Here is a 22,231-nt window from a genome sequence, read left to right on the forward strand (position 1 = left end):
CGCTCTCCGGCGGCGAGAAAGGTCAGTCCGACGCGGGACGCCAGACGAGCGTGTGGCCGGTGGCCTGGAACGACTCGTTCCCCGCGAGCTTGCCGGTGTTCGTGGACTCCCACACGAATCCGACGGCCTCGTAGAAGGCCCGGGCGCTGTTCCCCTCGAGCACTTCCAGCTCGACCGGTCCCGTAGCCCGCTTGAGCATGTGCTGCACGAGCGTGCGACCGACGCCGCGGCGGTACCGCGCGGGGTCCACGTAGGCCCACGTGATCTCGTCGGACGAACCGGCGATGAAGCCCACGACGCGGCCGTCGAGCTCGGCAACGAACACCTCGTCGTCGAAGAGGCCCTCGTTCTCGTACGTCGCCTCGAGATCGAGGTACGCCTCCAGCAGCCCGGCGCCGCCGAGCTCGTCGAGGCGGGCGGCGTCATGGATGCGCCGGATGTCGTCCCAATCGCGGGGCTCATAGGGGCGGACGGCGATGGTCATGCGAGACCGCCCGTCGAACGCCAGGCGCCGAGGATCTCGACGTGCCGGAGCAGGAATGCGCGCTCGTCGAGTCGCTTGCGGCGCAGCCAGGACGTGACCTCGTCGTTGCTCTTGCTCGCGTTGCACGACCGGCAGGCGGGCACGACGTTGCCGACGGTGTAGCGGCCTCCGCGCGAGATCGGCAGCACGCAGTCCTTCTGGAACGGACCGGCGACCGCGCCGCAGTACGCGCAGGCGCCCCACGCCTCGACGATGGACTCCCATTCGTCCAGGGTCAGGTCGTTGTCGGCGGCGGCGACGCGCCGCGCGCGACGGCGGCCGGCGCGCGCCCGACGGGTGTTGCTGAGCGGCATGCCGCGAGCGTAGCGGGAGCCGAGGACGAGGAGCGGATGCCGCGCCCCGGCCACGTGCGGTGGTCCGAGCTCACTGCTCCGTTGCGGGATCGTCCTCGGGTGAGGTCGTGTCGGATCCGCGCGTTCCCTCGGCGAGAGCCGCCTTCTCGCGGCGACGGTCTCGGAATCCCAGCGCGATGGTGACGATGCCGTAGACGAAGAGGCCTCCGACGAGGATGGGCAGCGCCAGAGCACGGGCCTGACCCGTCACGACGTTGTTGATCCAGCCGATGTAGGGAACCGAGTACCAGAGCTTGCCCACGATCTGCACGGGCTGGACGGGCTCGGGGTCATCGCCGTCGTTGGCGTCGCCGCGGGTGATGAAGATGGGCTCGCCCTCGGCATCAGCACCCACGGCCACGACGCGGTGCGTCACGACCTCGGGCTTGCCCGACTCGAGCTGATACGTGATCACGTCGCCGAGGTTGATCTCCGCGACGTCGACCGGCTTGACGACGACGAGCGTGCCGGGCGGGTACTGCGGCGCCATCGACCCGGTCAGGATCGTGTACGGCTTCGCTCCCGTGACGAGTGGCACGACCACCACAACGACGGCCAGGAGCGCGATCGCCGCCAGCAGCACCCACGACAGCGCGTTGAACAGCATGCGAGGGAACGACATCCGGTCGTCGTCGCCGCCGCGAGCATCAGCGGGAGACGCGGGAGTCCCGGCATCCGTCATCGCGGTGTCCTCCTCGTCGACGATCCGCTCCTGAGGCTGAGAGTAGCCGTCTACGATTCCCCCGCTCATGCGCACGCCGCCGACCGGATCAGGAAGACGAACAGGAAGTAGTAGGAGCGGAAGGTGAGGTTCGCGACCGCCACGGTCGTTCCGCCGGAGTTCTTGACGGTGACGTAGGTGTCGGTGGCCGCTTCGGTTCCGGAGGCCGTGTTGGTGACCGTGAGCGTCGTGCGAGCGGATCCCGAGACCGTGCCGGTGTACGTCGCGCCGGTGTCGTTGCGCACGATCGTGTAGGTGCCGGGCGCCACCGGCGCGGGAAGCGTCAGCGTCGCGGTGCGGTCGCCGGTGTTCGTGGTGCACGCGGCCCAGCCGGTGCTCGAGACGGTGAGCGCCGCCTGCTCCGTGTCGGTCCAGTTGCCCTGTGTCGCGGTCGCGCTCGTCGTGAGGGTGAGGCTGGGCACCGGTGCTGCCTGACCCGACGCGGTCTGGGTGTCGGTGTCGGTCACGGCGAGCTTGACGCACGCGTAGATGGTGGCGGCGGGTGCCACGACGGCGGTCGACGTCCACGACGACGAGCCGAGTGCGCTCTGAGCCGTGATGGCCGAGTAGGTGGCGTCGTTCTGGCACGCCGAGGCGGCGGTGTTGAAGGCGACCTGGACGGTGGCGACCGCGGCCGCACCGAATCCGGAGGCCGCGCTGATGCCGACCGTCTGGCTCGCCCAGGGCGTCGCGCCGGTGTTGGCGAGGGGGGCCGCGTAGTACTTGGTGCCGGACCAGCCGGTGAAGCTCGTGGGCGATCCGGCGGGAGCAGTGGCCACCGCGTACGGAGCGATCGAGAAGGTGCTCGCCTGCGCCGTGACGGCGAGCTGGGCGGTGACCACCCAGTAGGCGACGGCGGAGAGGGGCGCCACGACGACGAGCGCGATCGCAGCGACCAGCGCTGTGATGATCTTGGCTCGCTTCGTCATGATGTGCTTTCGTCTCGCTGCGGGAGGTCGGGAGGAGTGGGGGCGGTCAGGGTGCGACCTGGGTGCCGGTGACCGTGATGCTGACGGCGGCAGTCTGACCCTGGGTGCCGTTCGGGGTGTTCACGCCGAGACTCTGCCACACGCACAGCGTGCGGGTCGCGCCGATCGCGATCGTGGTCGGGACGGAGGTGGTGAGACCGGCGGTGGTGCCCTGCCACCGGCCGCTGTCGGCCGGCCAGGATCCCGGCGGGGTCGCGGCGCAGCTGCCGGTCTGCACGCTCATCGTGAGCACGACGCTCGAGGCGAGGTTGCCGGTCGCGGTGAAGGCGGAGGCCAGGCTGAGGGCGACGTCGCCGCCGTTGGTGATGGACCGCGTCGCGATGAGCTGGGCCGGTCCGCCGGGGTAGACCCCGGAGTTCGATCCGCCGGAGCCCGAGATCGTGAGAGCGGCCTTGCCGGTCGAGACCGAGACCGCCTGGGTCTGCTTGCTTGAGACGAAGTAGCTCAGGGTGCCCGGTGCGAGGACCACGGCGATGGCGACGATGCCGGCGATCAGTCCGGCGACCCCGAGGGGAGCTCCAGCCTTCTTGCGCGACATCCGTCTGCCTCTTCCGAGTGGTGCGAGTGGGGGGTGAAGGAGCCGGGAGGTTCGGGTTCCGCCCGGCTCCTTCAGTCAATGGACCAGCGTCAGGGGGTCGCGCCGTTGAGGTTCTGCGTGACGGTGACGGTGGTGGCGCCGAGGTTCCAGTTCTGGTTCATCGTCGCGGCCGCGGTGTCGTTGGTGGCGTTGGCGCCGTAGGGCCAGGTCAGCGTGAAGACGAGCGAGCCGTTGGCCGTGGCGTTGGGAGCCACGGTGAACGTGGTGCCGCTGATCGCGGTGCTGTTGTACGTGCCCGTGGCGGACGAGGTCAGGTGGGCGGGGATGCTGGAGTAGCCGCCCCAGGCGATCGCGCCGCTCGCGGTCAGGTTGGTGCCGGCGGCGACGGTCTGGAACGGAACCGTGTAGATGACCTGGTCGCCGGGGACCATCTTGAAGGTGGAGATGTTGGCGATCGCGGTCGTGGTCGCGCCCCGCTTGACCTGCCAGGTTGCGCCCGAGGTGAGCGACACGCTGAGCTCGCCGGTCTGGATGGAGGCCGAGCTGGTCGACGCGGTGCCCTGCCAGTAGGCGAGCGATCCGCCGCCACCGAGGAGCAGTGCGATACCGGCTGCGATGGCGATCGTGCCCTTCATGGACTTCTTCATGACATTCCCCTATCAGTTGGCGGGTCTGGGGCCCGCTGGTCTGTCGGCTCTGCTGTGCGCTTTGCCTGATGGGAACAGCCTGGAAGACCGAACTTGCGGTTCTTACGGGGGATGCGCAACGTTTCCGCAAGGAATCCACGAGGCTCCTGCGAACCGCAGGATTGGGCACAGTGCCGGCTCAGTTCCGCCTTTGCAGGGCTCGATCTCGGCCTTCTCGGTGTCGATTCGGGTCCATCGCGGGTGTGATTCCGGCCCGTTCTCCAGGGGGATTCCGGGTGCGTCTTCGTGATGTTCCCTGCCTCGCGGCTCGATCTACGCGGCGCTGCGGAACGAAATCACAAAAAGATAACGCTGCACCCTTGTCGTCGTTATCTCTCCGTTATAGAGTGCTAGCACGGTAGTTGTTTTGCTGTGGCAGCTACCGACATGTGATTGCAGGACACTCTTGGTGCAAGGGACAAGGGCCGGTCGGGAGCCTCTCCGACCGGCCCTTACTCTTGCCCGGGCGCGGGGAGTCCGCATCACTGCCGATGAAGCGGCGCGCGCGACGCCTCTCCTCCTCCACAGTCGCGTGGGTCGCGCGGTTTTCCACAACCGACCAGGGCTTTTCTGTCGCCAATGTCGGTGGCTCTCGGCAAGCTGGAGTCATGTCCACCGCAGCCACAATCGACGAACGCGCGCTCGCGGTGCTCGACTCGCTGGTCACGAGCATCGCCGAGACGCGCACCGCGATCGCGGCGCTGCAGGCGTTGGAGCTGACGTTCCTCGCGGCGGCTGAGGCGCTGGCCGAGGAGCAGACCGCGCGGCTCACCTCGGGCGACAGCCGGGCACGTGAGATGCCACGCCGCTCGATCGCCGCGGAGATCGGCGCCGCGACGCGCGCCAGCGACCGCACCGTGCAACGGCGCATGGGGGAAGCATCGGTGCTGACCGGCGGCTTCCCCCTCACCGTCCGGGCGCTGGGCGCCGGGCGCATCGACCGGGCCCATGTGGGGGTGATCCTCGAGACCGGCGCGATGATGACCGATGCCGCGGCTCGCGCCGACTTCGAAGCGGCCGCCGTCGCGCTGGCCGAGCGGGAGACGCCGGGCAGGCTGCGACCGCTGCTGCGCTCCCTCGCCGCCCGACTCGACCCCACCTCCCTCGACGTGCGCCACGCCGCCGCCAGCACCCGGCGCGGGGTATGGGTGGTCGATCTCGACGACGGCATGGCGCAACTGATCGCCACCCTCCCCGCCGCGATCGCCCACGCCATCCGCGATNGCCAGCACCCGGCGCGGGGTATGGGTGGTCGATCTCGACGACGGCATGGCGCAACTGATCGCCACCCTCCCCGCCGCGATCGCCCACGCCATCCGCGACCGGCTCACCCGGTTCGCGCACTCCGTGGTCGACGCGCGCCCGGCGCCCGGGCCGCCCGTGGCGGCGACGATCGACGCCGATCGCCACACGAGCGACGCCGATCGCCGCGCGGCCGAAGCCGCTCACCGCTCAGGCGACACCGATCACCGCACGGTCGAACAGGTCCGCGCCGATGTGCTCGCCGACCTGCTGCTCACGGCCGATCCGACCGCCGCTCCCCGCTCTCCCCAACCGATCACCGCCGTCGTGCAAGTCGTCGTCCCAGTACTGACACTGCTCGGCGACCGCGACGGGACCGGCGAGCCCGTCGAGCGCGCTGGCCCCGCCGGCCGCGCCGGTCCCGCGGAGCTCGCCGGCCGAGCCCCGATCGACACGGCAACGGCGCGACACCTCGCCGGCAGCGCACCAGGTTGGGACCGCATCCTCACCCACCCCGTCACCGGTACCGTCCTCGCCGTGGACCGCTACCGGCCCAGCGAACAGCAGCGCCGACACCTGCGCGCCCGCGACGAACGATGCCGATTCCCCGGCTGCCGGATGCCGGTGCACCGATGCGACGTGGATCACACCACCGATGCCGCGCTCGGCGGCGCCACCTCGACGTGCAACCTCGCCCACCTCTGCCGCCGGCACCACTCCCTCAAGCACGCCACCGACTGGACCGTCACGCAACGGTCTGACGGGACCCTCGAATGGACCAGCCCCACCGGCCGAGTCCACCTCGACCACCCACCCAGCACCGTCCGCTTCCGCGCCAGCAGCGACCCACCTCCGTTCTAGCCGAGGGCGAGGATCCTCGGCGACGGATCGCGCGTGGGCCCGGGCCCAGGCGACGCGTCGCCAGGCAGGCCGGACGCGGGCGCTCGGCTCGGAAATTGCGAAGCCGCGACCCACCGCCGTTCTAGCGGGTCAGCGACTCAGCGACTCAGCCGCTCCGCGAATCAGCCGCTCCGCGACTCAGCGGCTCAGCGGCTCAGACCCCGCCGCCACCACCACCGCCACCGCCGCCGCCGGCGGATCCGCCGCCGCTCGAACCGCCCGACGTCGACGAGGAAGAGGCGGTGCTCGCCGACAGCGTCGAGATGCCCGCCGAGAACGACGAGGCATCGAACCCGCCCGAGCCCGCGTACCAGACGGGTGACGCGCCGGGGCCGTAGAGCACCGCGAGCTCCCTCGCCCAGTCCTTCTCCTGACCGAACACCACGGCGTACGGCAGCAGCGCCTCGTACAGGCGCAGGACCATGCGCCGGTCGGTGGTGTCGATCTGCACGCGCTCCGCGCCCTGTGGCGACTGGAGCATGCGGATGCGATCGGCCTCAGCCCACTCGATGAACTCCTTCAGACCCAGCAGATGGTCGCGGGTCTCGGCACCGAGTGCGGTCAGCGGCTTCCGCGCCACCAGGCCGCCGACGACGATCGTCGCCGGCACCGCGCCCACGATCAGCAGGATCGGCACGAGCGGATTCACCATTCCGTCGAGAGCGGCGAAACCGGTCACGAAGATCAGCACCGCGGCCCCGATCGCCGCGAGGAACGGCCACACCCGCACGAGTACGGGCACCTCGCGTCGCAGCCGCCGGTTCACCAGCTCCTGATTGGCCGCCTTCAGGATCGACTGCGCCGCCGACGAGAAGCGCGTGTCCGTGCGACCGAACTCGAACTCTTCGCCCGGCACACCGTTCGGGAACAGGCCCTCCAGCAGCATCCGCCCGTCTCCATCGGCCTTCGACGGATCCACGAGCTGCGCCTTCAGCTTGGCCCCGCCCCAGAACTTGCGTTCGCCCTCGACGATGCGCAGGCTTCCGGCGACCGCCTGTTCGAGCACCTCGGCCGGGATCGCCTTGGTCGTGAGCCCGAGCATGACCGCGCCTTCGAGGGCGTCGACCATGCGCGGCGGCGTGTACTCGGCGATGATCACGGGCCGACCGGGGTCGTCGCGCAGATGGCGCCGGCGCACGATGAGAGCCCACGCGAGCGCCCCGACCATGCCCAGGGCCGACAGCAGCTGCAGCCACCCCCACGGCGACGCGAGATACGACGCGTCGAACTCCTCGAAGGTCGCGGGGTCGAACCCGATCGCGAGCGTCATCGTCTGGTACGCGAGCACGGGACCCGCGGATGCCTCGACCGCGGCGCCGCCGGACGCGATGGCGCATCGGACCGTCGAGCCCTCGTAGCCGACGTAGCACGCCTGTGCGCCGGTGAGCCCGTCGGCGACGTCGGGCGCCATGGTCACGCGCGCGGTGACCTGGCCGAACGGCTGCTGCCACTCGGTGCCGTTGACGTTCCAGAAGAACTCGTCGACGCCGGTGTCCTCGAAATGGCGCACGACGTTCTCGAGCGTGTAGGTGAAGACGTACGTCTGCCGGCCGTGCACGAAGTCGCCCGCGCGCGAGGTCATGATGTAGTAGTCGTCGTCCGACTCGGCTTCCTCCTCGCGCGAGTTCCCCTCGCCGTCGGTGATCGACACCAGGCGAGGGTGCAGCGGAGCACCGAGGTACGAGTCGGGAATCCGTCGCTGCATGCCGCGGTTCTGATCGAACTCCGGGAAGACCGCGACGAACGTCTCGGTCACGGTGAGCGTGCTGGTGCCGTCCTCTGCGCGGCCGAGCTCGTAGACGACGTCGAGGCTCTCGAACTCGAAGTCGTTCACATCGGCGAGCGCGCGAGGCATCGCTCCCCACACCACGGAGCCGACCGTCAGCACCACCGCGAGCGCGACCACGATGAGCGTGCGGGCGTGCGCGGCAACGGACGAGACTGTCCCCATGCGCTCAGCCTAAGGGTTCGACTTTGGCCCTACTCTTGTCGCTATGACCGATCGACGGCTGGCCATCGACGCGTGGGAAAGCCTGTTCCGCGCGCAGCACGAGGTCTTCGACGACATCAACGACGACTTCGACGAAGAGACGCTCAGTCAGGCCGAGTACGACGTCCTTCTCACGGTGACCCGCGGCCAGGACATGACCGCGCGCCTGCGCGACGTCACCGCGAACATGCTGATCAGCCAGCCGAGCGTCTCGCGCCTCGTCGACCGCATGGCGGTGCGCGGCCTCATCGCGAAGTGCGCGGATCCCGACGACGGGCGTGGCGCGCTGGTGCGGGCCACGGATGCCGGAGCCGGTCTCTTCCGCCGGCTCGCGAGCGCGCACGGACGCGCGATCGCCGAGCGGATGTCGCTGCTCAGCGACGACGAGCTCACCCAGCTGCGCGACCTCACTGCAAAGCTGCGCAAGAAGCAGCCCGACTGCTGACCTTGTTCGCGGGCACCGCACCCGCCTCGATCAGGGGGTGCGTCGGCGGAGCGTGAGCGAGGCGAGGATCAGCGAGCCCAGCAGGAACGCCGCCACGATCAGGAGCGGGCCGTACACGTCCCAGCCCTCGTCCCCGGCGGTGACGGCGTTGATGGCGTCGATCGCGTAACTCAGCGGCAGCCAGTTGCTGATCGCCTCGAGCGCCGGGGGCATCTCGTCACGCGGCATGAACAGTCCGCCGAGGAGGATCTGCGGGAAGACGATGAGCGGCATGAACTGCACAGCCTGGAACTCGGTGCGCGCGAAGGCGCTCGCGAGCAGTCCGAGCGCCATGCCGAGCACGGCATCCGTGACCGCCACCAGCCCGAGCTGCCACACTGGACCCTCGGTGTCGAGACCGCACACCCACACGGCGAACGACACGGTCACGACCGCCTGCAGCATCGCCATGAGCCCGAAGGCGATGGCGTAGCCGACGATGAAGTCGGCCTTGCCGAGCGGGGTCGTCATGAGCCGCTCGAGCGTCCCCGAGCGCCGCTCGCGGAGCGTCGTGATCGAGGTGATGAGGAACATGATGATGAACGGGAAGAGCGCCAGGATCGGCGGCCCGTAGATGTCGAAGACGCCGTCCTGCTCGCTGAACAGCCATGCGAACAGGCCGACCAGGAGGCTCGGTGCGACGAGCATGAGTGCGATGGAGCGCGGATCGTGGCTCAGCTGGCGCAGCACGCGCGCGGCTGTGGCGAGAGTGCGGACGCCGTTCATTCGGAGCCGTCCTCTCGCGCCGCGCGCCGGGTGGTCGGTGTGTGCCCCGCGCCCGCGACGTCGCGTTCGATAAGGGTCAGGAACGCGGCATCCGGATCGGTCTGCCCGGTGTCGGAGAGGAGACCGGTGGGAGTCGTGTCGGCGATGATCCGGCCGGCCCGCATGAGGATCAGCCGATCGCAGCGCAGCGCCTCGTCCATGACGTGGCTGCTGACGACGATCGTGGCGCCGTCGGCCGCGAGCCCGCGGAAGAGATCCCACAGCTCGGCCCGCAGCACGGGGTCCAGTCCGACGGTGGGCTCATCGAGCGCGAGGAGCTCGGGACTGCCCAGCATCGCGACGGCCAGCGAGACGCGGCTCTCCTGGCCACCACTGAGCGAATCGACCGTCTGGCGCGCCTGACCACTGAGCCCGACCTGGTCGATGACGCGCTCGACATCCGATCGCGGTGCACCGATGATGCGCGCGAAGTAGCGGAGGTTCTGCTCGATCGTCAGGTCGCCGTACACCGACGCGGCCTGCGTGTCGTAGGCCACGCGGCGGCGCTGCGTCGACGTGCCCGCGGGGTCGCCCAGCACGGTCACCGTGCCCCCGGCCACCTTCTGCACGCCGACGATCGACCGCATGAGCGTCGTCTTGCCGCATCCGGACGGCCCCATGAGGCCGGTGATCTGGCCGCGCGGGATGTCGAAGTCGAGGCTGGTGAACACCTCGGTCGTGCCGCGCTTGACGTGCAGGCCACGGACCTCCACGGCGCTCGCCGGCAATTTATTCATCACGTGATGAATTATTCGCCCCTCGCCGCACGCGGTCAAGGCCCCGTGCCCTTCCCGGCGAGAGTGTCAGTCGAAGAGGTAGCGCTGGACGGTCGGGCCGACGCGTTCTACGAGGTCGTCGACGGATGCCTCGGCCAGGGCGGGCAGCCGGAGGACGTAGCGCGCGATCAGCATGCCGGCGATCTGCGACGCGGCCAGCGCGGCGCGCAGGTCGGCGTCGGGGGTGTCGAGCGATCGGGCGATGCGCGACAGCAGCTCGCGGGAGAGGTAGCCCGCCAGCAGCGGCGTCGTGAGCTTGTTGCCGATCGCGCTGCGCAGCAGGACGACTCCGCGCCGGCGCACCTCGGGCTGCTCCCATGTCTCGAGGATGTACCGCATGATTCGCTCGCCGACCCGGTCGCGGGGCCCGGCGAGGATCTCGGGGAGCGCGAGGTCGGGCCGCATCGGCGCCTCGATGGTCTCGCCGAAGAGGTCGGCCTTGGTCCCGAAGTGGTGGTGGACGAGCGCGGAGTCCACACCGGCGCGGGCGGCGATCCCGCGGATCGTCGCCCCGTCGTAGCCGGCCTCGCCGAACTCCTCGACCGCGGCGGCGAGGATCCGGTCGCGCGCATCGGACTCCCCCGCGCGCGGCCGGCCGCGGCGCCGCTTCGGCGCGGGGACCACGTACTCCGCCACGCGCACAGCCTACGACCGCCCGGCCCTCCGCTCGTCGAGAGCGCACGAATGACCGTCCCCGACCGCCGGAATCGGTCATTCGTGCGTTCTCGGCAAGCCCGGACTCGGGGACCGGTGGGCCGGGTGCCATGATGAGCCATGGCCTTCGGGATGACGCGCAACGTGATGCGGCCGACCGACTCTCCGCGGGCCGACCGGGTCACCTACGTCGAGCTGTTCTTCGACCTCGTGTTCGTCTTCGCCCTGACGCAGCTGTCGGCGTACCTCTACGAGAACCAGACGCCGATCGGCGTCCTGGAGGGCGTCATCATGGTGTGCGCCCTGTGGTGGGCCTGGGTCTCGACCACCTGGGTCACGAACTGGCTCGATCCGGCGAAGCTTCCGGTGCGGGGCGCCGTCATCGCACTGGCCTTCGTCGCCCTCGTGCTCAGTGTGTCGATCGCCGAGGCGTTCGGCGATCGCGCCTGGGCGTTCGCGATCGCCTACGTCGTCCTGCAGGTGGGCCGGACCGGGTTCATCGTGTGGGCGACCGCGCGCCAGGACCATGCCATCTCGCAGGACTTCGTGCGGGTGCTGGTCTGGACGGCGGCGGGAGGGGTGCTGTGGATCGTCGGCGCGCTGCTGCCGCTCCCCTGGCAGCTGCCGTTGTGGATCGCGGCCCTCGGGCTCGAGGTTCTCGGCACGGCGCTCGGGTTTCCCGTGCCGCGGCACGGGCGCGTGCTGATCAGCGCGTGGGACCTCTCCGGCCCTCACATCGCGGAGCGGACCGCCCTGTTCGTGCTGATCACCCTCGGCGAGAGCCTCCTGGTCACGGGCTTCGCCTTCACCGCGAAGGAGTCGTCGCCGGAGTCGATCATCGCGATGGCCTCGGCATTCGTCGCCGCCGCGGCCACCTGGTGGATCTACTTCGATCACGGCGAGCGGATCGGCTCCGAGGCGATCGAGGCATCCGACGAACCGGGCCGACTCGCCCGCACCGCCTACACCTGGATCCACCTCGCGATCATCGCCGGACTCGTGCTGCTCAGCGTCGGCGACAAGGAGGCGCTGTCGCATCCGCACGCCCACGGCCTCGCACCGAGCATCACGGTTCTCGGCGGCCCGCTGCTCTTCCTCACCGGCACCGTGCTGTTCCGCCGCAGGCTCGAGAAGCGGTGGCCGCGCCCACAGGTCGGCGGCGTGATCGCAGTGGTGGCGCTCGCCGTCGTCGCGCTCACCGTCGGCACCCTCGACGTGCTGATGCTCACGGTGCTGGCGGCGCTGATCCTGGTGGCCGTGGCGATCGGCGAGACCGTCGGACGGGTCCGGCGCGGCCGCCGGGGCGGCGGGTAGCAGGGGTCCGCGAGAGCCGACGCGAGGCCGCCCTCGCTCGTCTCGGAGTACATGTCGTCTCAGGTCAGCACTCGATGACGTTGACCGCGAGGCCGCCCTCGCTCGTCTCCTTGTACTTGTGCGACATGTCGATGCCGGTCTGGCGCATGGTCTCGACCACGGTGTCGAGGCTCACGTAGTGGCTGCCGTCGCCGCGCAGCGCGAGGCGCGCGGCGGTCACGGCGGTCGAGGCGGCGATCGCGTTGCGCTCGATGCAGGGGATCTGCACCAGGCCGCCGACGGGGTCGCACGTGAGGCCGAGGTGATGTTCCATCGCGATCTCGGCGGCGTTCTCGATCTGCCGGTTCGTGCCGCCCATCACGGCAGTGAGCCCGCCGGCGGCCATCGCGCATGCGGACCCGACCTCGGCCTGGCATCCGCCCTCGGCGCCCGAGATCGACGCGTTGGCCTTGAACAGCGACCCCAGCGCGGTCGCGGTGAGCAGGAAGCGCCGGATGCCGCGTCGGCGGTTCGCTTCGGAAACGGATGCCTCGTCCCATGCCGCGCCGTCGTCGGGCGGCGTCGCGTGGCCGTCGTAGCCGAGGAGCGCGCTGCCGACGAGCTCGCCGTACGGGGTCACGGCGTTGCCCGCACCGAGCCCGGAATCGGCGAGGAAGCGCCACCAGTACATCGCAACGGCGGGAAGGATGCCGGCGGCACCGTTGGTCGGCGCGGTCACGACTCGTCCGCCCGCGGCGTTCTCCTCGTTGACCGCGAGCGCGAACGCCCCCAGCCACTCGCCCGGGAGCTCGCGGCGCCCGTCCGCCTCGGCCTCGTCGAGCTGCGACCGGATCGATCCCGCGCGCCGCTTGACCTGCAGCATGCCGGGGAGCACGCCGTCCGCGTGGAGGCCGGCGTCGACGCACGTTGCCATCGCATCCCAGATCGCATCGAGCCCGGCGGCGATCTGCTCGTCGTCGCGCAGCGCCTCCTCGTTCATGCGCGCGAGCTCGGCGATCGTCAGCCCGTGCTCGTCGCACAGTGCGAGGAGCTCCTCAGCGGTGCCGTAGTCGAACCGGTACCCGCGGGACTGCACGCGCGGCGGCTCGCCGTCCCGGCGGATGAACCCGCCGCCGACGGAGTAGTAGGTCTCGCGCAGCAGCAGGCCCGTGTCGTCCGCGATCGCCGGTGCGGGCGCAGAGGCGCGGGACGCGCCGGTCTCGCGCACGAGGCCGGCGGCGGCATCCGTCACCGCCCGACGCGGGCGACCGGCATCGGGCGCCGTCCAGGCCTCGAGCGTCATCGCGTTCGGGTGGCCGGGCAGCCGCGTCCGCGGCTCGAACGCGATGTCGTCCTTCGCGAACCCGATCGGGCGAGTGCCCCCGAGGGGGAGCTCGCCGCCCGCGGGCCACGCCGTCCAGGCCGAGCGGACGGCCTCGGGGTCGACGGTCTCGGGCTCGAGCCCCATCAGACCGGCGACCACCGCGTCGGGCGTGCCGTGGCCGATGCCGGTGGCGCCGAGCGAGCCGTAGAGCGTGCAGGTGACGCGCCCCACGCTGTCGAGGAGGCCTTCGGCGCGCAGACGGTTGACGAAGTCGAGGGCGGCCCGCATGGGACCGACCGTGTGGGAGCTCGAGGGTCCTACTCCGATGGAGAACAGCTCGAACGCCGAGACGTAGGCGCTCACCCTCCCAGGCTACGCGGTCGGAAATGCACCGTGCACGCCGTGATCACATCGAGATGAGCAGGATGCCGCGCTATCGCAGGCCGGACAAGGCAGTGTGGCGCTGCGCGAGGTCAGTGGGGCGCTGCCTCGAGCAGGAGCTCTGGCGGGTCAGCGCGAGGAGCCGAAGAACTCCAGCGCGACGCGCCGGAAGTCGCGCGATCCCGGCGCATTGAAGTGGTGCCGCCCGGGCAGCTCTGTGAAATCTCCGTGCGGCGTCGCGGCCGCCAGTGCCCGTGAGCGCTCGAGGATGGCGTCCTCGGTACCCGTCGCGAAGAGCACGCGCTGCTGCGGCGGACGCGCGGGGTCCGGGTCGGCATCACCGAGCCGCATGCCTTCGGCGAGCGCGACGAGCGCCCGCAGGTCGTTGCCGGGAACCCGCTCGGCGAGGGTGACGTAGTTGCGGGTGACCTGGTCCTCGACCGGCGTGCCGTGCTCGGCATAGGCCCGCGCCTGCTCGATCTGCAGGCGCGCGAGCGGGCGGCCGTCCGGGATGCCGCCGAGCACGGCACGCTCCACGTGCTCGGGCGCGTTCACGGCGAGCTGCCACCCGACGCGCGCGCCGAGCGAGTAGCCGGCGTAGAGCACGGAGTCGAGAAGGTACGTGTCGAGCACCGCGACGAGGTCGGACGTCAGAGCCTCCATGCCGTACGCCTCGGGCTCGTGGGGCTTGTCGCTGGCGCCGTGGCCGCGCTGATCCACGCCGAGCACGCGGAAGCCGGCCCGGGTGAGATCGCGCACCCACCCGGTGCTGACCCAGTTGTCCCGGCAGCTCGACGCGAATCCGTGGACGAACAGCACGGTCGGCGCATCGGGCTCACCCCACGTGTACGTCGCGATGCGATGGCCTTCGGCCGACATCACGAACTGCGGCTCGGGCATCTCGGTCAAGGCGGGGAAGGCGGCATCCACCCACCCATTCTCGTCGCTGCGGAGAGCCGGGGTGCGCTAGGGGCGCTGGAACGCGACGAGACCGACGGTGTTGCCCTCGGAGTCGCGGATGAAGGCCTGCCATTCCTGGTGGCCTTCGGGGCCGAGTCCGTCGTCCTCGTGGGTGAAGATCACGTGGGGGTGACTCACGACATCGGCGAGCCCCTCGAGCCGCTCGAGCGTCTCGTGGACGTTGTCGACGTGCAGGTAGATCATCGACGACGGCGCGTTGCGATCGAGCAGCAGCCGCACGCCGTCGAGGTCGAAGAAGAGGAGTCCGGGCGGATCGAAGGTGGCCACAGGCCCCGTCTCGAGCAGCACGGTGTAGAAGTCCGCGGCCCGCTGGAGGTCCTCCGCGCGCTGCGCGATCTGCAGGAGTCTCATGCGGCACATTCTCACGTGAAGGGGTGCGAGTGCGCCAGGGCGATGACGCGGGGTGTCGCGAGGTGTAGGAATGGGGTGACCGGTCGATCTTCGGAGGTGGTCATGCTCTTCGCGCTCTACGCCATCCTGCTCCTGGGTGGCATGTACCTCGTCGGCGCCTCGTTCGCGTCGCCTATCGCTCCGGCGCTCGTGTTCATCGCCGGGGTGCTGTGCATCGCGGCGGCGGTCGCCGTGCCCGTCATGACGCAGCACCGCGACGCAGGGCATCACCGGCGCGAGTGAGAGCGGGTCCCGCGCTCGCGCGGCCCGCAACGGCTCACGCCCATGTCGTCGGTGCGTGCGACGATCCGCAGATCGAGTGATCTGGGGAGGTCGGGATGCGGGGCGAGGCGACGGTGCTGCACGCCGACCTGGACGCCTTCTACGCGTCGGTCGAGCAACGCGATGCGCCCGAACTCCGCGGCCGGCCCGTCATCGTGGGTGGGGGCGTCGTGCTGGCGGCGAGCTACGAGGCGAAGGCTCGCGGAGTGCGCACCGCGATGGGCGGCAGGCAGGCGCGAGAGGTGTGCCCGGATGCCGTGGTGGTGCCGCCGCGGATGGAGGCGTACTCCGAGGCGAGCAAGGCGGTGTTCGCGATCTTCCGCGACACGACTCCCCTGGTCGAGGGGATCTCGATCGATGAGGCCTTCCTGGAGGTGGGCGGACTTCGCCGCATCGCGGGCACCCCGGAGGACATCGCGGCCCGATTGCGCACCCGGGTGCGCGCAGAGGTCGGACTCGCGATCTCGGTGGGCGTGGCCAGGACGAAGTTCCTCGCGAAGGTCGCCAGCGCGGTGAGCAAGCCCGACGGGCTGCTGGTGGTCGAGCCGGAGCGCGAGGAGGAGTTCCTCCTCCCCCTGCCCGTCGAACGGCTGTGGGGCGTCGGCGCGGTCACCGCCGAGAAGCTGCACGGGCTCGGCATCCGCACGGTCGGGCAGCTCGCCGAGCTCGAGGCCGCGACCGCGGAGCGCCTGCTGGGGAGGGCGGCCGGCGCTCACCTGCACGCCCTCGCGCGGCTGCGCGATCCGCGACCGGTCGATTCCACGAAGCGACGCGGTTCGATCGGCTCGCAGCGCGCACTCGGCAACCGGGCTCGCTCGGCCGACGAGCTGGACGTGTTCCTCACGCAGATCGTCGACCGGCTCGGCCGGCGCCTCCGCGAGAAGGACCGGGTGTGCCGCACGGTGGTGCTGCGCCTGCGCTACGGCGACTACGCCAAGGCCACCCGCTCGCACAGCGTGCGGCATCCGACCGATCGCACGGCCGTGCTGCTCTCGGTCGCGCGCGCCCTGCTCGCCGCGGCGCTGCCGACGGTCGAGGAGCGCGGCATCACGCTCATCGGCATCTCGCTGTCGGGGCTCGCCCGCGTCGACAGCATCCAACCGGAGCTGCCGATCGAGTGGGACGACGGCGCGCGGCTCGACACGGTGCTGGACGCCGTGCGCGATCGATTCGGCTCGGCGGCGGTCTCGCGCGCCACGCAGCTGGGTCGCGACCCGGGGTGGTCCACGCCGGTGCTTCCCGAGCACGAGTGACCCGGCGATGTCGGCGGCCACGCCTAGCCTGCTCGCATGGCGGAGCGCGTCGAACTGTGGTGGGCCCGCCGCCAGTTCTCGAAGGGAACGGCGGTGCCGTATCCCGTGGGGAGCTACCGCGAGGCGTGGGCGTCGTTCCCGGCGCTCATCCGGCAGTACCACCCCGAGCTCAACGCCGGCATCGTCCTGAGCCAGGTCCCGCCCGCCGCCGACGTGCTGCTGCTGTGGCAGTGCGAAGCCGGCCACGCCTTCGCCGCCACGCCCGATGAGCAGCGCCACCGACCGGGCCGCCAACGACGCCGCTCGGCGTGGTGCCCCGAGTGCGCCGACCTCGCCCGCCCGGCCCGGGCCCTGCCGATGCGAGACACGGTGGTCCCCGCCGGCTCGTCGGTGCCGGCCGCCGTCGCGAGTCCGGTCCGGCGCGCGGTGCTGCGGGCGAGGAGGCCGCGCCGCGCGCAGCAGCTGTGTCCGAAGACGCCCGACCTGCCCGTGGGCGAGCCGTTCCTCTCGGAATGCGCGCCCCCGCCGGCATCCGCGGTCGAGGCGCGACTGCGCGCCGACCTGTTCGCACGCCTCTCGGTCACTCCCGGCTTCAACGCCGTGCGGGTCGGGCGGCCGTTCTTCGAGCACGTCGAGGTGTGGCCCGACATCCTGCTCCCCGAGCTGCGCATCGCCGTCGAGTACGACAGCACCGGCCGCCACGGTCTCGAGCACGTCGGAAAGCGCGCCGACGCCGATCGGCGAAAGGACCGCGCGCTGCGCGCGGCGAGATGGGAGGTCGTCCGCATCCGCACCGGCCGGCTCGAGCCGCTGGGCCCGCACGACCTCCAGCTCTCGACGTGGAATCGCAGGGGCCTCGAACGCCTCATCGACACGCTGCGCGACATCCGCGGCCCGCTGCTCATCGACCCGTACCTGGTGTGATCGGGTGCACCGCTATCGGAGCTCGCGGCCCGCAACTATGGTCTCAGCATGAAGCGAATGCTGCCGCTGCTCATTCCCGGCGTCATCCTGATCGCCATCGGGCTCGTGTGGACTCTTCAGGGCCTGAACGTCCTGGGAGGGTCCGTGATGAGCGGCTCATCTCTCTGGGCGACGATCGGTCCGATCGTGCTGGTGATCGGCATCGTGCTGGTCGTGATCGCCGTCATCCTCCGACGGCGCCGCGGCGCATCCTGATCACGAGCGCCGCAGCGCCGTGATTCGGCGGCAGAAACAGAAGAAGGCCCTCGAGGGGCCTTCTTCATGACTGTCTCAACACAGTGTGCGCCCGAAGAGACTCGAACTCCCAACCTTCTGATCCGTAGTCAGATGCTCTATCCATTGAGCTACGGGCGCATGTCGCACGCTCTCGCGCACAACGTCGTCCAGAATACCCCACGCCCCGCATGCGCGCGAATCGACAGGGACGGATGCCGCGACCCGGGCGTGTCCCCCCGTCAGGCGTCGAGTTCGCTCAGATCGATCCCCGAAGCCCGAGGGCTCGGCGGGCCGTTCACGGCGTCCGCCGGGTCTGCGTCATCCGCGAGGTGACGGCGGTGCGCGGCGAGGCGGGGCAGGTCGACGAGGCGCAGCGACTGCATCCGCGCCACCCGCATCCGGTCGTAGTCGGGGTCGAGGTCGGGACGCATGCCCTCGACGCGGAGCCGGCGCTGCAGATTCGCCTCGACGTCGCCCCACGCGGCATCCCTCGACTGCTCGACGAGCGTGCGCACGGCATGCGGGTCCTCGGCGATGCGGCGGAGCTCTTTGGCCACGCCGATGTACTGCCGGTGGCGCTTGCGCAGATTGCGCATGTCGCGGTCCCGGTAGTCGTGGGTGCCGTCGGGGTCCGTGAACTTCCCCCAGGCCTTCTTGCGCTGACGTTTGGCGAGGGCGGCGGCGGCCTCCTGCTCCTCGGCGAGCGCGATCAGCGTGTCGTGAGCGAAGGGCGCGGTCGTCGCGATGTCGAACGGGGCGTCGTGCGCGATCGTCTCGACGAGGATGTGGTTGCGCACCGCGAGCCGTGCCGCCGCGGACGCGATGGACACACCCTCGGCGATCGCCTCAGCCGTCTTGCCCATCGCACCTCCCCGGTATCGAGGCTAGCGTCCGCGGAGGCCTCCCGAGTCAGCGAGAATCGGAGGGCAGGTCGATGGCGACGAGAGGACGAACATGGCGAGGATGCAGCGACTCGATGTCCGCGGGAAGACGACGGTGATCACCGGCGCCGCCAGCGGGATGGGCGCGGAAGTCGCGCGTGAGCTCGACCGCCGCGGCGCTCGGCTCGCCCTCGTCGATCGCAACGCCGAGGGGCTCGAAGCTCTCGCGGTCGAGCTCGTGGGCTCCGGGCACACGAGCCACGTCGTCGACCTCACCGACGACGACGCGGTGTTCGCGCTCGCGGCTGAGGTCGAGGCATCCCACCCTCACGTGCAGGCGCTGATCACGTGTGCCGGATCGTCGATGCTCGGCGACATCGATCAGCTGACGATGGCCGAGATGCGCTGGCTCATGGAGGTGAACCTGTGGGGCACCGTCAACGTGACGAAGGCACTCCTCCCGGCGATGCGCCGCGAGCCCGCCGCGCACATCACCCACCTGGTGTCGATCTACGGTCTCGCGGCACCCGCGGGCCGCATCCCCTACGCGATGAGCAAGTTCGCCGTTCGCGGCTTCACCGAGTCCCTGCGGCATGAGCTCGAGCGCACGAACGTCACGGTCGGCGCGATCTACCCGGCGGGCGTGAAGACCGGCATCATCGGGCGCGGGCGCTTCGCCGCGGCGATCGACCCGGCCGTCGCGGAGCGCGCGGCCACCGCCCAGGCGGCGATGTACCACACCGAGCCCGACGACGCCGCGCAGCGGATCGTCGAAGCCACGGTGCGGCGCCGGCCACGGACGATGGTGGGGCGTGAGGCACGTCTGGTCGATGTGCTGACGCGCCTCACACCCACGCGCTACTGGGCGCCGATGCGACGCCCGCTGCGCGCGGCCATCGACACCACGACGCCGATCGGCTGAGCGATCAGGCGGGCTTGGTGTAGGTGGCCTTGCCGAAGCCGATGATGAAGTAGCCGATGAAGGCGAAGAGCCACAGCAGGAAGAACGACCACGCGCCGCCCTTGCCGAAGCCGCGGCCAACGCGGATCGACACGATGATCGAGAACACGAGGTTCACGATCGGGATCAGGTAGAGCAGCGTCAGCCAGGCGGAGAACCCGGCGATCTTCACGAGGATGACGACGTTCACGATCGGGATGATCGCCAGGATGCCGGGATACCCGGCCTTGCTGAAGACCTTCCAGAGGGCGACGACGACGAGGACGTACCAGATCAGTCCGATGATGCTGTAAGGCCCCCAGAGGGAGGTCACATCGGCGGTGTCGGTCACAACGTTGGCGAGAGTCATGCGCTCAGCATAGGGGCGACACCGGAACCGAGTTGCGAACACGCGAATACCGGCGCGTGCGCCGCCGCGCAAGACCCCTGGTCTGTCGATCCGCGGGCTCTAGGTTCGAGCGATGGGCCGCGCCCTCGGCCGGTTCCAAACCGATCGGGCGAGCGATCCGAAGAACATTCCACACGCGGCATCCGCCGCCACACACAGGAGGAACGCTCATGCGATCGTCACCCAATCGCCTCGTCGCCACGATCTTCGGCGCCGTGTACCTCGTCGTCGGCGCACTCGGATTCGCCGTCACGGGCGGCGTTGGCTTCATCGCCACCGAGGGCGGGCTGCTCCTCGGGATCTTCGAGGTCAACCCGCTGCACAACATCGCCCACCTGCTGATCGGCGCGGCGCTGCTGATCGCCGGGCTGAGCAGCGCCCGCGCAGCCAAGACCGTCAACATCGTCATCGGTGCGGTCTACCTGCTGCTCGGCGTCGTCGGGTTCTTCCTCGTCGGCACCGCGCTCAACATCCTGGCGCTGAACACCTTCGACCACTTCCTGCACCTGGCCAGCGCCCTGGTGCTGCTCGGAGTCGGACTGGGCGCTGAGCGCTCGGTGCGTGCGGACGCCTCCGGCCGCGTGGCCTGACGGATCCGCTGATGACCACCGCGACCACCACGCCGAAGACGGCCCCCGAGGCATTCGTGAGGACGCCTGGGGCCGGCCTCCGCGGCACTGCCGTCGCCTGGGCGGCTGTCGCGGCGTGGGGCGCGGGACTGATCGAGCTCGCGCTCGGCGCAGGGGCATTGCCGCAGGACGGAGCCGCCCGGGGGGCCGGCATCGTCCTGCTGGCGCTCGGCGCCGGCGGACTCGTTTGGGGAGCCGCGACGCTCGCCCGCGGACGCATCGTCGTCCCGCGGGCGGGCGTCGCCGGCGCTCTCGCCGGCATCGCCGCCACGACCGTCGTGTTCGCCGCGGACCCGGTGCGCACCAGCGTGCTCGCGACGGCCGCCGCGATGGGACTGCTCGTCACCATCGCCCTCGTATGCGCCGCGGTGCTGCGGGCACGATCTCGGGGCAAGGCGGATGCCGCACCCCCGCCCGTCTGGGCGATCCTCGTCGCCGCGGCCATCGTCGCCGCGCTCGTCACCCCGGCGCTCGGCGCCACCGAGGCGGGTCGCAACGCGACCGGGCACGGCGGGCACCAGCTCATCGATCCGGGCCACCACTGACCCGGACGCGGGCCGAGCACAACTCCTCGGATACGCCGGGCACCGGCATCCGTCAGCGGCATCGCCGCCGTCGAGGAGGAGTTGTGCACACCACCGGCACCCACCGCCGCCGGAGCGCCTGGATCAGCCGATCGCGGCGATCCTCCACGAGGCCGTGGCCTCGGCGCCGGGCTCGAGGGCGATGAGCCCCGTATCGAAGGAATAGTTCGCGTCGTTGAAGGCATCCGGAGCGCAGGTCATCGGCTCGACCGCGAGGCCGAGGCGGCTGAGCGCGGGCTCGGCCTTGTCGGCCGTGTGGACCTGCACCCACGGGCACGCGGCATCCCACGACATCTGCACGCCCGAGCCGGCGGCGTCGGTCACGCGCACGGTCGCCACACCCGCGGCGTCGCGCGTGAGACCGGAGTAGGCGTGATCGATCTCGACGGCGCCGAGGCGGCGAGGCGCGCGGAAGTCGAAGCGCTCGGGGTCGTCGGAGTCGACCGCCACGAGATCGGTCGGAATGAGCCGGTCGTCGGTCACGGCGAGCACCTGGGACGCGGGGAGCTCGAGCGTCCAGTCGTCGACGTGACCCTCTCCCGCGACGAGATACGGGTGCGGTCCGGTGCCCCAGGGCGCGGCATCCGCGCTCTCATTGCGCGCCGTCACCGACTGGGTCAGTCCGTCGGGACCGAGCGAGAACGTGGTCACGACGACCACCCGCCACGGGTACGAGCTCTGCGGCTGCACGACCGCGGCGAGAGTGACGTGATCGGGCCCCTTGTCGACGGCCTCGAAGTCGAGCCATCCCGCGAGCCCGTGCAGGGCGTGGGAGCGGGCGGGCTCGGTGAGGGCGAGCTGATGCTCGACCCCGCCGAAGGTGTAGCGGCCGTCGACGACCCGGTTCGGCCACGGTGCGAGCGTCGCGCCGCGGTAGGAAGGACGCACCTCGTCGGCATCGAAGGGCACCACCAGGTCGCGACCGCGATAGGTGAGGGAGCGGACGGTCGCGCCGATGCTGGCGACGACCGCCTCGTAGTCGCCCGCGCGCAGCGCGTGCTGGGTGCCGGACGTCGGGATTCGAGGCATGGAGGAGTCCCCTGGATTCGGTGGGTGGAAGCGT

The 22,231-nt window shown here is 70.7% G+C and carries 27 protein-coding genes and 1 tRNA gene; 11 read left to right on the top strand and 17 right to left on the bottom strand.

Annotated elements, in window-relative coordinates; genetic code table 11:
• Window positions 1–22: 22 nt before the first annotated feature.
• From ASD93_RS10590 to ASD93_RS10615, 6 genes are all read right to left on the bottom strand, one after another.
• Window positions 23–484: a GNAT family N-acetyltransferase gene (locus ASD93_RS10590; RefSeq protein ID WP_056122044.1), complete on the bottom strand. Its 462-nt coding sequence runs from the start codon at window positions 482–484 to the stop codon at window positions 23–25.
• The gene (locus ASD93_RS10595; RefSeq protein WP_056124371.1) at window positions 481–837 is read right to left on the bottom strand and encodes an HNH endonuclease; all 357 of its coding nucleotides are present in this window, start codon (window positions 835–837) and stop codon (window positions 481–483) included. Before ASD93_RS10595 ends, ASD93_RS10590 begins: the two co-directional genes overlap by 4 nt.
• Window positions 838–907: 70 nt before the next feature.
• Window positions 908–1,627, bottom strand: coding sequence for a signal peptidase I (locus ASD93_RS10600; protein ID WP_082569283.1), 720 nt, complete (start codon window positions 1,625–1,627; stop codon window positions 908–910).
• Complete coding sequence (locus ASD93_RS10605; protein ID WP_056122046.1) at window positions 1,624–2,526, bottom strand: hypothetical protein; 903 nt, start codon at window positions 2,524–2,526, stop codon at window positions 1,624–1,626. Before ASD93_RS10605 ends, ASD93_RS10600 begins: the two co-directional genes overlap by 4 nt.
• Before the next feature lie 46 nt (window positions 2,527–2,572).
• Window positions 2,573–3,124 carry a hypothetical protein gene (locus tag ASD93_RS10610; RefSeq protein ID WP_056122048.1) on the bottom strand — a complete coding sequence of 184 codons (552 nt, stop codon included), beginning with the start codon at window positions 3,122–3,124 and terminating at the stop codon, window positions 2,573–2,575.
• A gap of 89 nt (window positions 3,125–3,213) precedes the next feature.
• Window positions 3,214–3,771 (bottom strand): alternate-type signal peptide domain-containing protein, encoded by a 558-nt coding sequence (locus ASD93_RS10615; RefSeq protein ID WP_056122050.1) that lies wholly within the window; start codon window positions 3,769–3,771, stop codon window positions 3,214–3,216.
• 647 nt (window positions 3,772–4,418) lie between these two features.
• On the opposite strand from ASD93_RS10615, the gene ASD93_RS16175 reads away from it, so the two are divergent.
• Both ASD93_RS16175 and ASD93_RS16255 read left to right on the top strand, forming a co-directional pair.
• A partial coding sequence (locus tag ASD93_RS16175; RefSeq protein ID WP_268777956.1) for a DUF222 domain-containing protein occupies window positions 4,419–5,033 on the top strand: 615 nt, incomplete at its 3' end.
• A 46-nt stretch (window positions 5,034–5,079) separates the two neighbouring features.
• On the top strand, window positions 5,080–5,913 hold the full coding sequence (locus ASD93_RS16255) for an HNH endonuclease signature motif containing protein (protein ID WP_268777967.1): 834 nt from the start codon (window positions 5,080–5,082) through the stop codon (window positions 5,911–5,913).
• A gap of 193 nt (window positions 5,914–6,106) precedes the next feature.
• Here the strand turns inward: ASD93_RS16255 and ASD93_RS10625 are convergent, their stop codons facing one another.
• Complete coding sequence (locus tag ASD93_RS10625) at window positions 6,107–7,903, bottom strand: DUF2207 domain-containing protein (RefSeq protein WP_056122055.1); 1,797 nt, start codon at window positions 7,901–7,903, stop codon at window positions 6,107–6,109.
• Between the two features lie 43 nt (window positions 7,904–7,946).
• Between ASD93_RS10625 and ASD93_RS10630 the strand changes: the two genes are divergently transcribed.
• Window positions 7,947–8,387 carry a MarR family winged helix-turn-helix transcriptional regulator gene (locus ASD93_RS10630; protein WP_056122057.1) on the top strand — a complete coding sequence of 147 codons (441 nt, stop codon included), beginning with the start codon at window positions 7,947–7,949 and terminating at the stop codon, window positions 8,385–8,387.
• A 30-nt stretch (window positions 8,388–8,417) separates the two neighbouring features.
• On the opposite strand, the gene ASD93_RS10635 is transcribed toward ASD93_RS10630, so the two are convergent.
• The 3 genes from ASD93_RS10635 to ASD93_RS10645 form a co-directional block, all read right to left on the bottom strand.
• A complete protein-coding gene (locus ASD93_RS10635; RefSeq protein WP_056122059.1) occupies window positions 8,418–9,152 on the bottom strand; it encodes an ABC transporter permease in 735 nt (244 codons plus the stop codon).
• Complete coding sequence (locus ASD93_RS10640) at window positions 9,149–9,928, bottom strand: ABC transporter ATP-binding protein (RefSeq protein ID WP_056122062.1); 780 nt, start codon at window positions 9,926–9,928, stop codon at window positions 9,149–9,151. The genes ASD93_RS10635 and ASD93_RS10640 overlap by 4 nt, the downstream gene beginning before the upstream one ends.
• Before the next feature lie 66 nt (window positions 9,929–9,994).
• The gene (locus ASD93_RS10645) at window positions 9,995–10,603 is read right to left on the bottom strand and encodes a TetR family transcriptional regulator (protein WP_056122063.1); all 609 of its coding nucleotides are present in this window, start codon (window positions 10,601–10,603) and stop codon (window positions 9,995–9,997) included.
• 138 nt (window positions 10,604–10,741) lie between these two features.
• Here ASD93_RS10645 and ASD93_RS10650 point away from each other — a divergent pair, with 138 nt between their 5' ends.
• Window positions 10,742–11,935 carry a low temperature requirement protein A gene (locus ASD93_RS10650; protein WP_056122065.1) on the top strand — a complete coding sequence of 398 codons (1,194 nt, stop codon included), beginning with the start codon at window positions 10,742–10,744 and terminating at the stop codon, window positions 11,933–11,935.
• Window positions 11,936–11,999: 64 nt separating this feature from the next.
• Here the strand turns inward: ASD93_RS10650 and ASD93_RS10655 are convergent, their stop codons facing one another.
• From ASD93_RS10655 to ASD93_RS10665, 3 genes are all read right to left on the bottom strand, one after another.
• Window positions 12,000–13,601 (bottom strand): L-serine ammonia-lyase, iron-sulfur-dependent, subunit alpha, encoded by a 1,602-nt coding sequence (locus ASD93_RS10655; protein WP_056122067.1) that lies wholly within the window; start codon window positions 13,599–13,601, stop codon window positions 12,000–12,002.
• A gap of 147 nt (window positions 13,602–13,748) precedes the next feature.
• Window positions 13,749–14,549, bottom strand: a complete 801-nt coding sequence (locus tag ASD93_RS10660) for an alpha/beta fold hydrolase (protein ID WP_157536929.1) — start codon at window positions 14,547–14,549, stop codon at window positions 13,749–13,751.
• A 36-nt stretch (window positions 14,550–14,585) separates the two neighbouring features.
• Window positions 14,586–14,951: a VOC family protein gene (locus tag ASD93_RS10665; RefSeq protein WP_056122069.1), complete on the bottom strand. Its 366-nt coding sequence runs from the start codon at window positions 14,949–14,951 to the stop codon at window positions 14,586–14,588.
• A 75-nt stretch (window positions 14,952–15,026) separates the two neighbouring features.
• On the opposite strand from ASD93_RS10665, the gene ASD93_RS10670 reads away from it, so the two are divergent.
• The 4 genes from ASD93_RS10670 to ASD93_RS10685 all read left to right on the top strand — a co-directional run bounded on the left by ASD93_RS10670 (window position 15,027) and on the right by ASD93_RS10685 (window position 17,704).
• Window positions 15,027–15,233 (top strand): hypothetical protein, encoded by a 207-nt coding sequence (locus ASD93_RS10670; protein ID WP_235566934.1) that lies wholly within the window; start codon window positions 15,027–15,029, stop codon window positions 15,231–15,233.
• A gap of 95 nt (window positions 15,234–15,328) precedes the next feature.
• On the top strand, window positions 15,329–16,525 hold the full coding sequence (gene dinB, locus ASD93_RS10675) for a DNA polymerase IV (protein WP_056122071.1): 1,197 nt from the start codon (window positions 15,329–15,331) through the stop codon (window positions 16,523–16,525).
• Between the two features lie 36 nt (window positions 16,526–16,561).
• Window positions 16,562–17,449, top strand: coding sequence for a zinc-ribbon domain-containing protein (locus ASD93_RS10680; RefSeq protein ID WP_056122073.1), 888 nt, complete (start codon window positions 16,562–16,564; stop codon window positions 17,447–17,449).
• 48 nt (window positions 17,450–17,497) lie between these two features.
• Window positions 17,498–17,704 (top strand): hypothetical protein, encoded by a 207-nt coding sequence (locus ASD93_RS10685; RefSeq protein ID WP_056122075.1) that lies wholly within the window; start codon window positions 17,498–17,500, stop codon window positions 17,702–17,704.
• An 86-nt stretch (window positions 17,705–17,790) separates the two neighbouring features.
• On the opposite strand, the gene ASD93_RS10690 is transcribed toward ASD93_RS10685, so the two are convergent.
• Window positions 17,791–17,863 (bottom strand) — tRNA-Arg (locus ASD93_RS10690).
• 101 nt (window positions 17,864–17,964) lie between these two features.
• Window positions 17,965–18,588: a hypothetical protein gene (locus tag ASD93_RS10695; protein ID WP_056122076.1), complete on the bottom strand. Its 624-nt coding sequence runs from the start codon at window positions 18,586–18,588 to the stop codon at window positions 17,965–17,967.
• A gap of 91 nt (window positions 18,589–18,679) precedes the next feature.
• Between ASD93_RS10695 and ASD93_RS10700 the strand changes: the two genes are divergently transcribed.
• Window positions 18,680–19,528, top strand: coding sequence for an SDR family NAD(P)-dependent oxidoreductase (locus ASD93_RS10700; RefSeq protein ID WP_235566935.1), 849 nt, complete (start codon window positions 18,680–18,682; stop codon window positions 19,526–19,528).
• Between the two features lie 4 nt (window positions 19,529–19,532).
• Here the strand turns inward: ASD93_RS10700 and ASD93_RS10705 are convergent, their stop codons facing one another.
• Complete coding sequence (locus ASD93_RS10705; RefSeq protein WP_235566936.1) at window positions 19,533–19,916, bottom strand: DUF5684 domain-containing protein; 384 nt, start codon at window positions 19,914–19,916, stop codon at window positions 19,533–19,535.
• A gap of 209 nt (window positions 19,917–20,125) precedes the next feature.
• Here ASD93_RS10705 and ASD93_RS10710 point away from each other — a divergent pair, with 209 nt between their 5' ends.
• Both ASD93_RS10710 and ASD93_RS10715 read left to right on the top strand, forming a co-directional pair.
• Window positions 20,126–20,545, top strand: coding sequence for a DUF4383 domain-containing protein (locus ASD93_RS10710; RefSeq protein WP_056122079.1), 420 nt, complete (start codon window positions 20,126–20,128; stop codon window positions 20,543–20,545).
• Between the two features lie 11 nt (window positions 20,546–20,556).
• Window positions 20,557–21,129 carry a hypothetical protein gene (locus ASD93_RS10715; RefSeq protein WP_056122081.1) on the top strand — a complete coding sequence of 191 codons (573 nt, stop codon included), beginning with the start codon at window positions 20,557–20,559 and terminating at the stop codon, window positions 21,127–21,129.
• 123 nt (window positions 21,130–21,252) lie between these two features.
• Here ASD93_RS10715 and ASD93_RS10720 read toward each other — a convergent pair whose 3' ends face one another.
• Window positions 21,253–22,197, bottom strand: a complete 945-nt coding sequence (locus ASD93_RS10720) for an aldose 1-epimerase family protein (RefSeq protein ID WP_056122082.1) — start codon at window positions 22,195–22,197, stop codon at window positions 21,253–21,255.
• Window positions 22,198–22,231: the final 34 nt, after the last annotated feature.

Origin of the sequence: Microbacterium sp. Root180 (assembly GCF_001428485.1) — a bacterium.
In the GTDB taxonomy this organism is placed as follows: Bacteria; Actinomycetota; Actinomycetes; order Actinomycetales; family Microbacteriaceae; genus Microbacterium.

Bases quoted from the DNA above. Each gene is read 5' to 3' on its own strand.
- ASD93_RS10590 (WP_056122044.1), bottom strand. From the start codon at position 484: ATGACCATCGCCGTCCGCCCCTATGAGCCCCGCGATTGGGACGACATC.
- ASD93_RS10595 (WP_056124371.1), bottom strand. From the start codon at position 837: ATGCCGCTCAGCAACACCCGTCGGGCGCGCGCCGGCCGCCGTCGCGCG.
- ASD93_RS10600 (WP_082569283.1), bottom strand. From the start codon at position 1,627: ATGAGCGGGGGAATCGTAGACGGCTACTCTCAGCCTCAGGAGCGGATC.
- ASD93_RS10605 (WP_056122046.1), bottom strand. From the start codon at position 2,526: ATGACGAAGCGAGCCAAGATCATCACAGCGCTGGTCGCTGCGATCGCG.
- ASD93_RS10610 (WP_056122048.1), bottom strand. From the start codon at position 3,124: ATGTCGCGCAAGAAGGCTGGAGCTCCCCTCGGGGTCGCCGGACTGATC.
- ASD93_RS10615 (WP_056122050.1), bottom strand. From the start codon at position 3,771: ATGAAGAAGTCCATGAAGGGCACGATCGCCATCGCAGCCGGTATCGCA.
- ASD93_RS16255 (WP_268777967.1), top strand. From the start codon at position 5,080: ATGGCGCAACTGATCGCCACCCTCCCCGCCGCGATCGCCCACGCCATC.
- ASD93_RS10625 (WP_056122055.1), bottom strand. From the start codon at position 7,903: ATGGGGACAGTCTCGTCCGTTGCCGCGCACGCCCGCACGCTCATCGTG.
- ASD93_RS10630 (WP_056122057.1), top strand. From the start codon at position 7,947: ATGACCGATCGACGGCTGGCCATCGACGCGTGGGAAAGCCTGTTCCGC.
- ASD93_RS10635 (WP_056122059.1), bottom strand. From the start codon at position 9,152: ATGAACGGCGTCCGCACTCTCGCCACAGCCGCGCGCGTGCTGCGCCAG.
- ASD93_RS10640 (WP_056122062.1), bottom strand. From the start codon at position 9,928: ATGAATAAATTGCCGGCGAGCGCCGTGGAGGTCCGTGGCCTGCACGTC.
- ASD93_RS10650 (WP_056122065.1), top strand. From the start codon at position 10,742: ATGGCCTTCGGGATGACGCGCAACGTGATGCGGCCGACCGACTCTCCG.
- ASD93_RS10665 (WP_056122069.1), bottom strand. From the start codon at position 14,951: ATGAGACTCCTGCAGATCGCGCAGCGCGCGGAGGACCTCCAGCGGGCC.
- dinB (WP_056122071.1), top strand. From the start codon at position 15,329: ATGCGGGGCGAGGCGACGGTGCTGCACGCCGACCTGGACGCCTTCTAC.
- ASD93_RS10680 (WP_056122073.1), top strand. From the start codon at position 16,562: ATGGCGGAGCGCGTCGAACTGTGGTGGGCCCGCCGCCAGTTCTCGAAG.
- ASD93_RS10685 (WP_056122075.1), top strand. From the start codon at position 17,498: ATGAAGCGAATGCTGCCGCTGCTCATTCCCGGCGTCATCCTGATCGCC.
- ASD93_RS10695 (WP_056122076.1), bottom strand. From the start codon at position 18,588: ATGGGCAAGACGGCTGAGGCGATCGCCGAGGGTGTGTCCATCGCGTCC.
- ASD93_RS10700 (WP_235566935.1), top strand. From the start codon at position 18,680: ATGGCGAGGATGCAGCGACTCGATGTCCGCGGGAAGACGACGGTGATC.
- ASD93_RS10705 (WP_235566936.1), bottom strand. From the start codon at position 19,916: ATGACTCTCGCCAACGTTGTGACCGACACCGCCGATGTGACCTCCCTC.
- ASD93_RS10710 (WP_056122079.1), top strand. From the start codon at position 20,126: ATGCGATCGTCACCCAATCGCCTCGTCGCCACGATCTTCGGCGCCGTG.
- ASD93_RS10715 (WP_056122081.1), top strand. From the start codon at position 20,557: ATGACCACCGCGACCACCACGCCGAAGACGGCCCCCGAGGCATTCGTG.
- ASD93_RS10720 (WP_056122082.1), bottom strand. From the start codon at position 22,197: ATGCCTCGAATCCCGACGTCCGGCACCCAGCACGCGCTGCGCGCGGGC.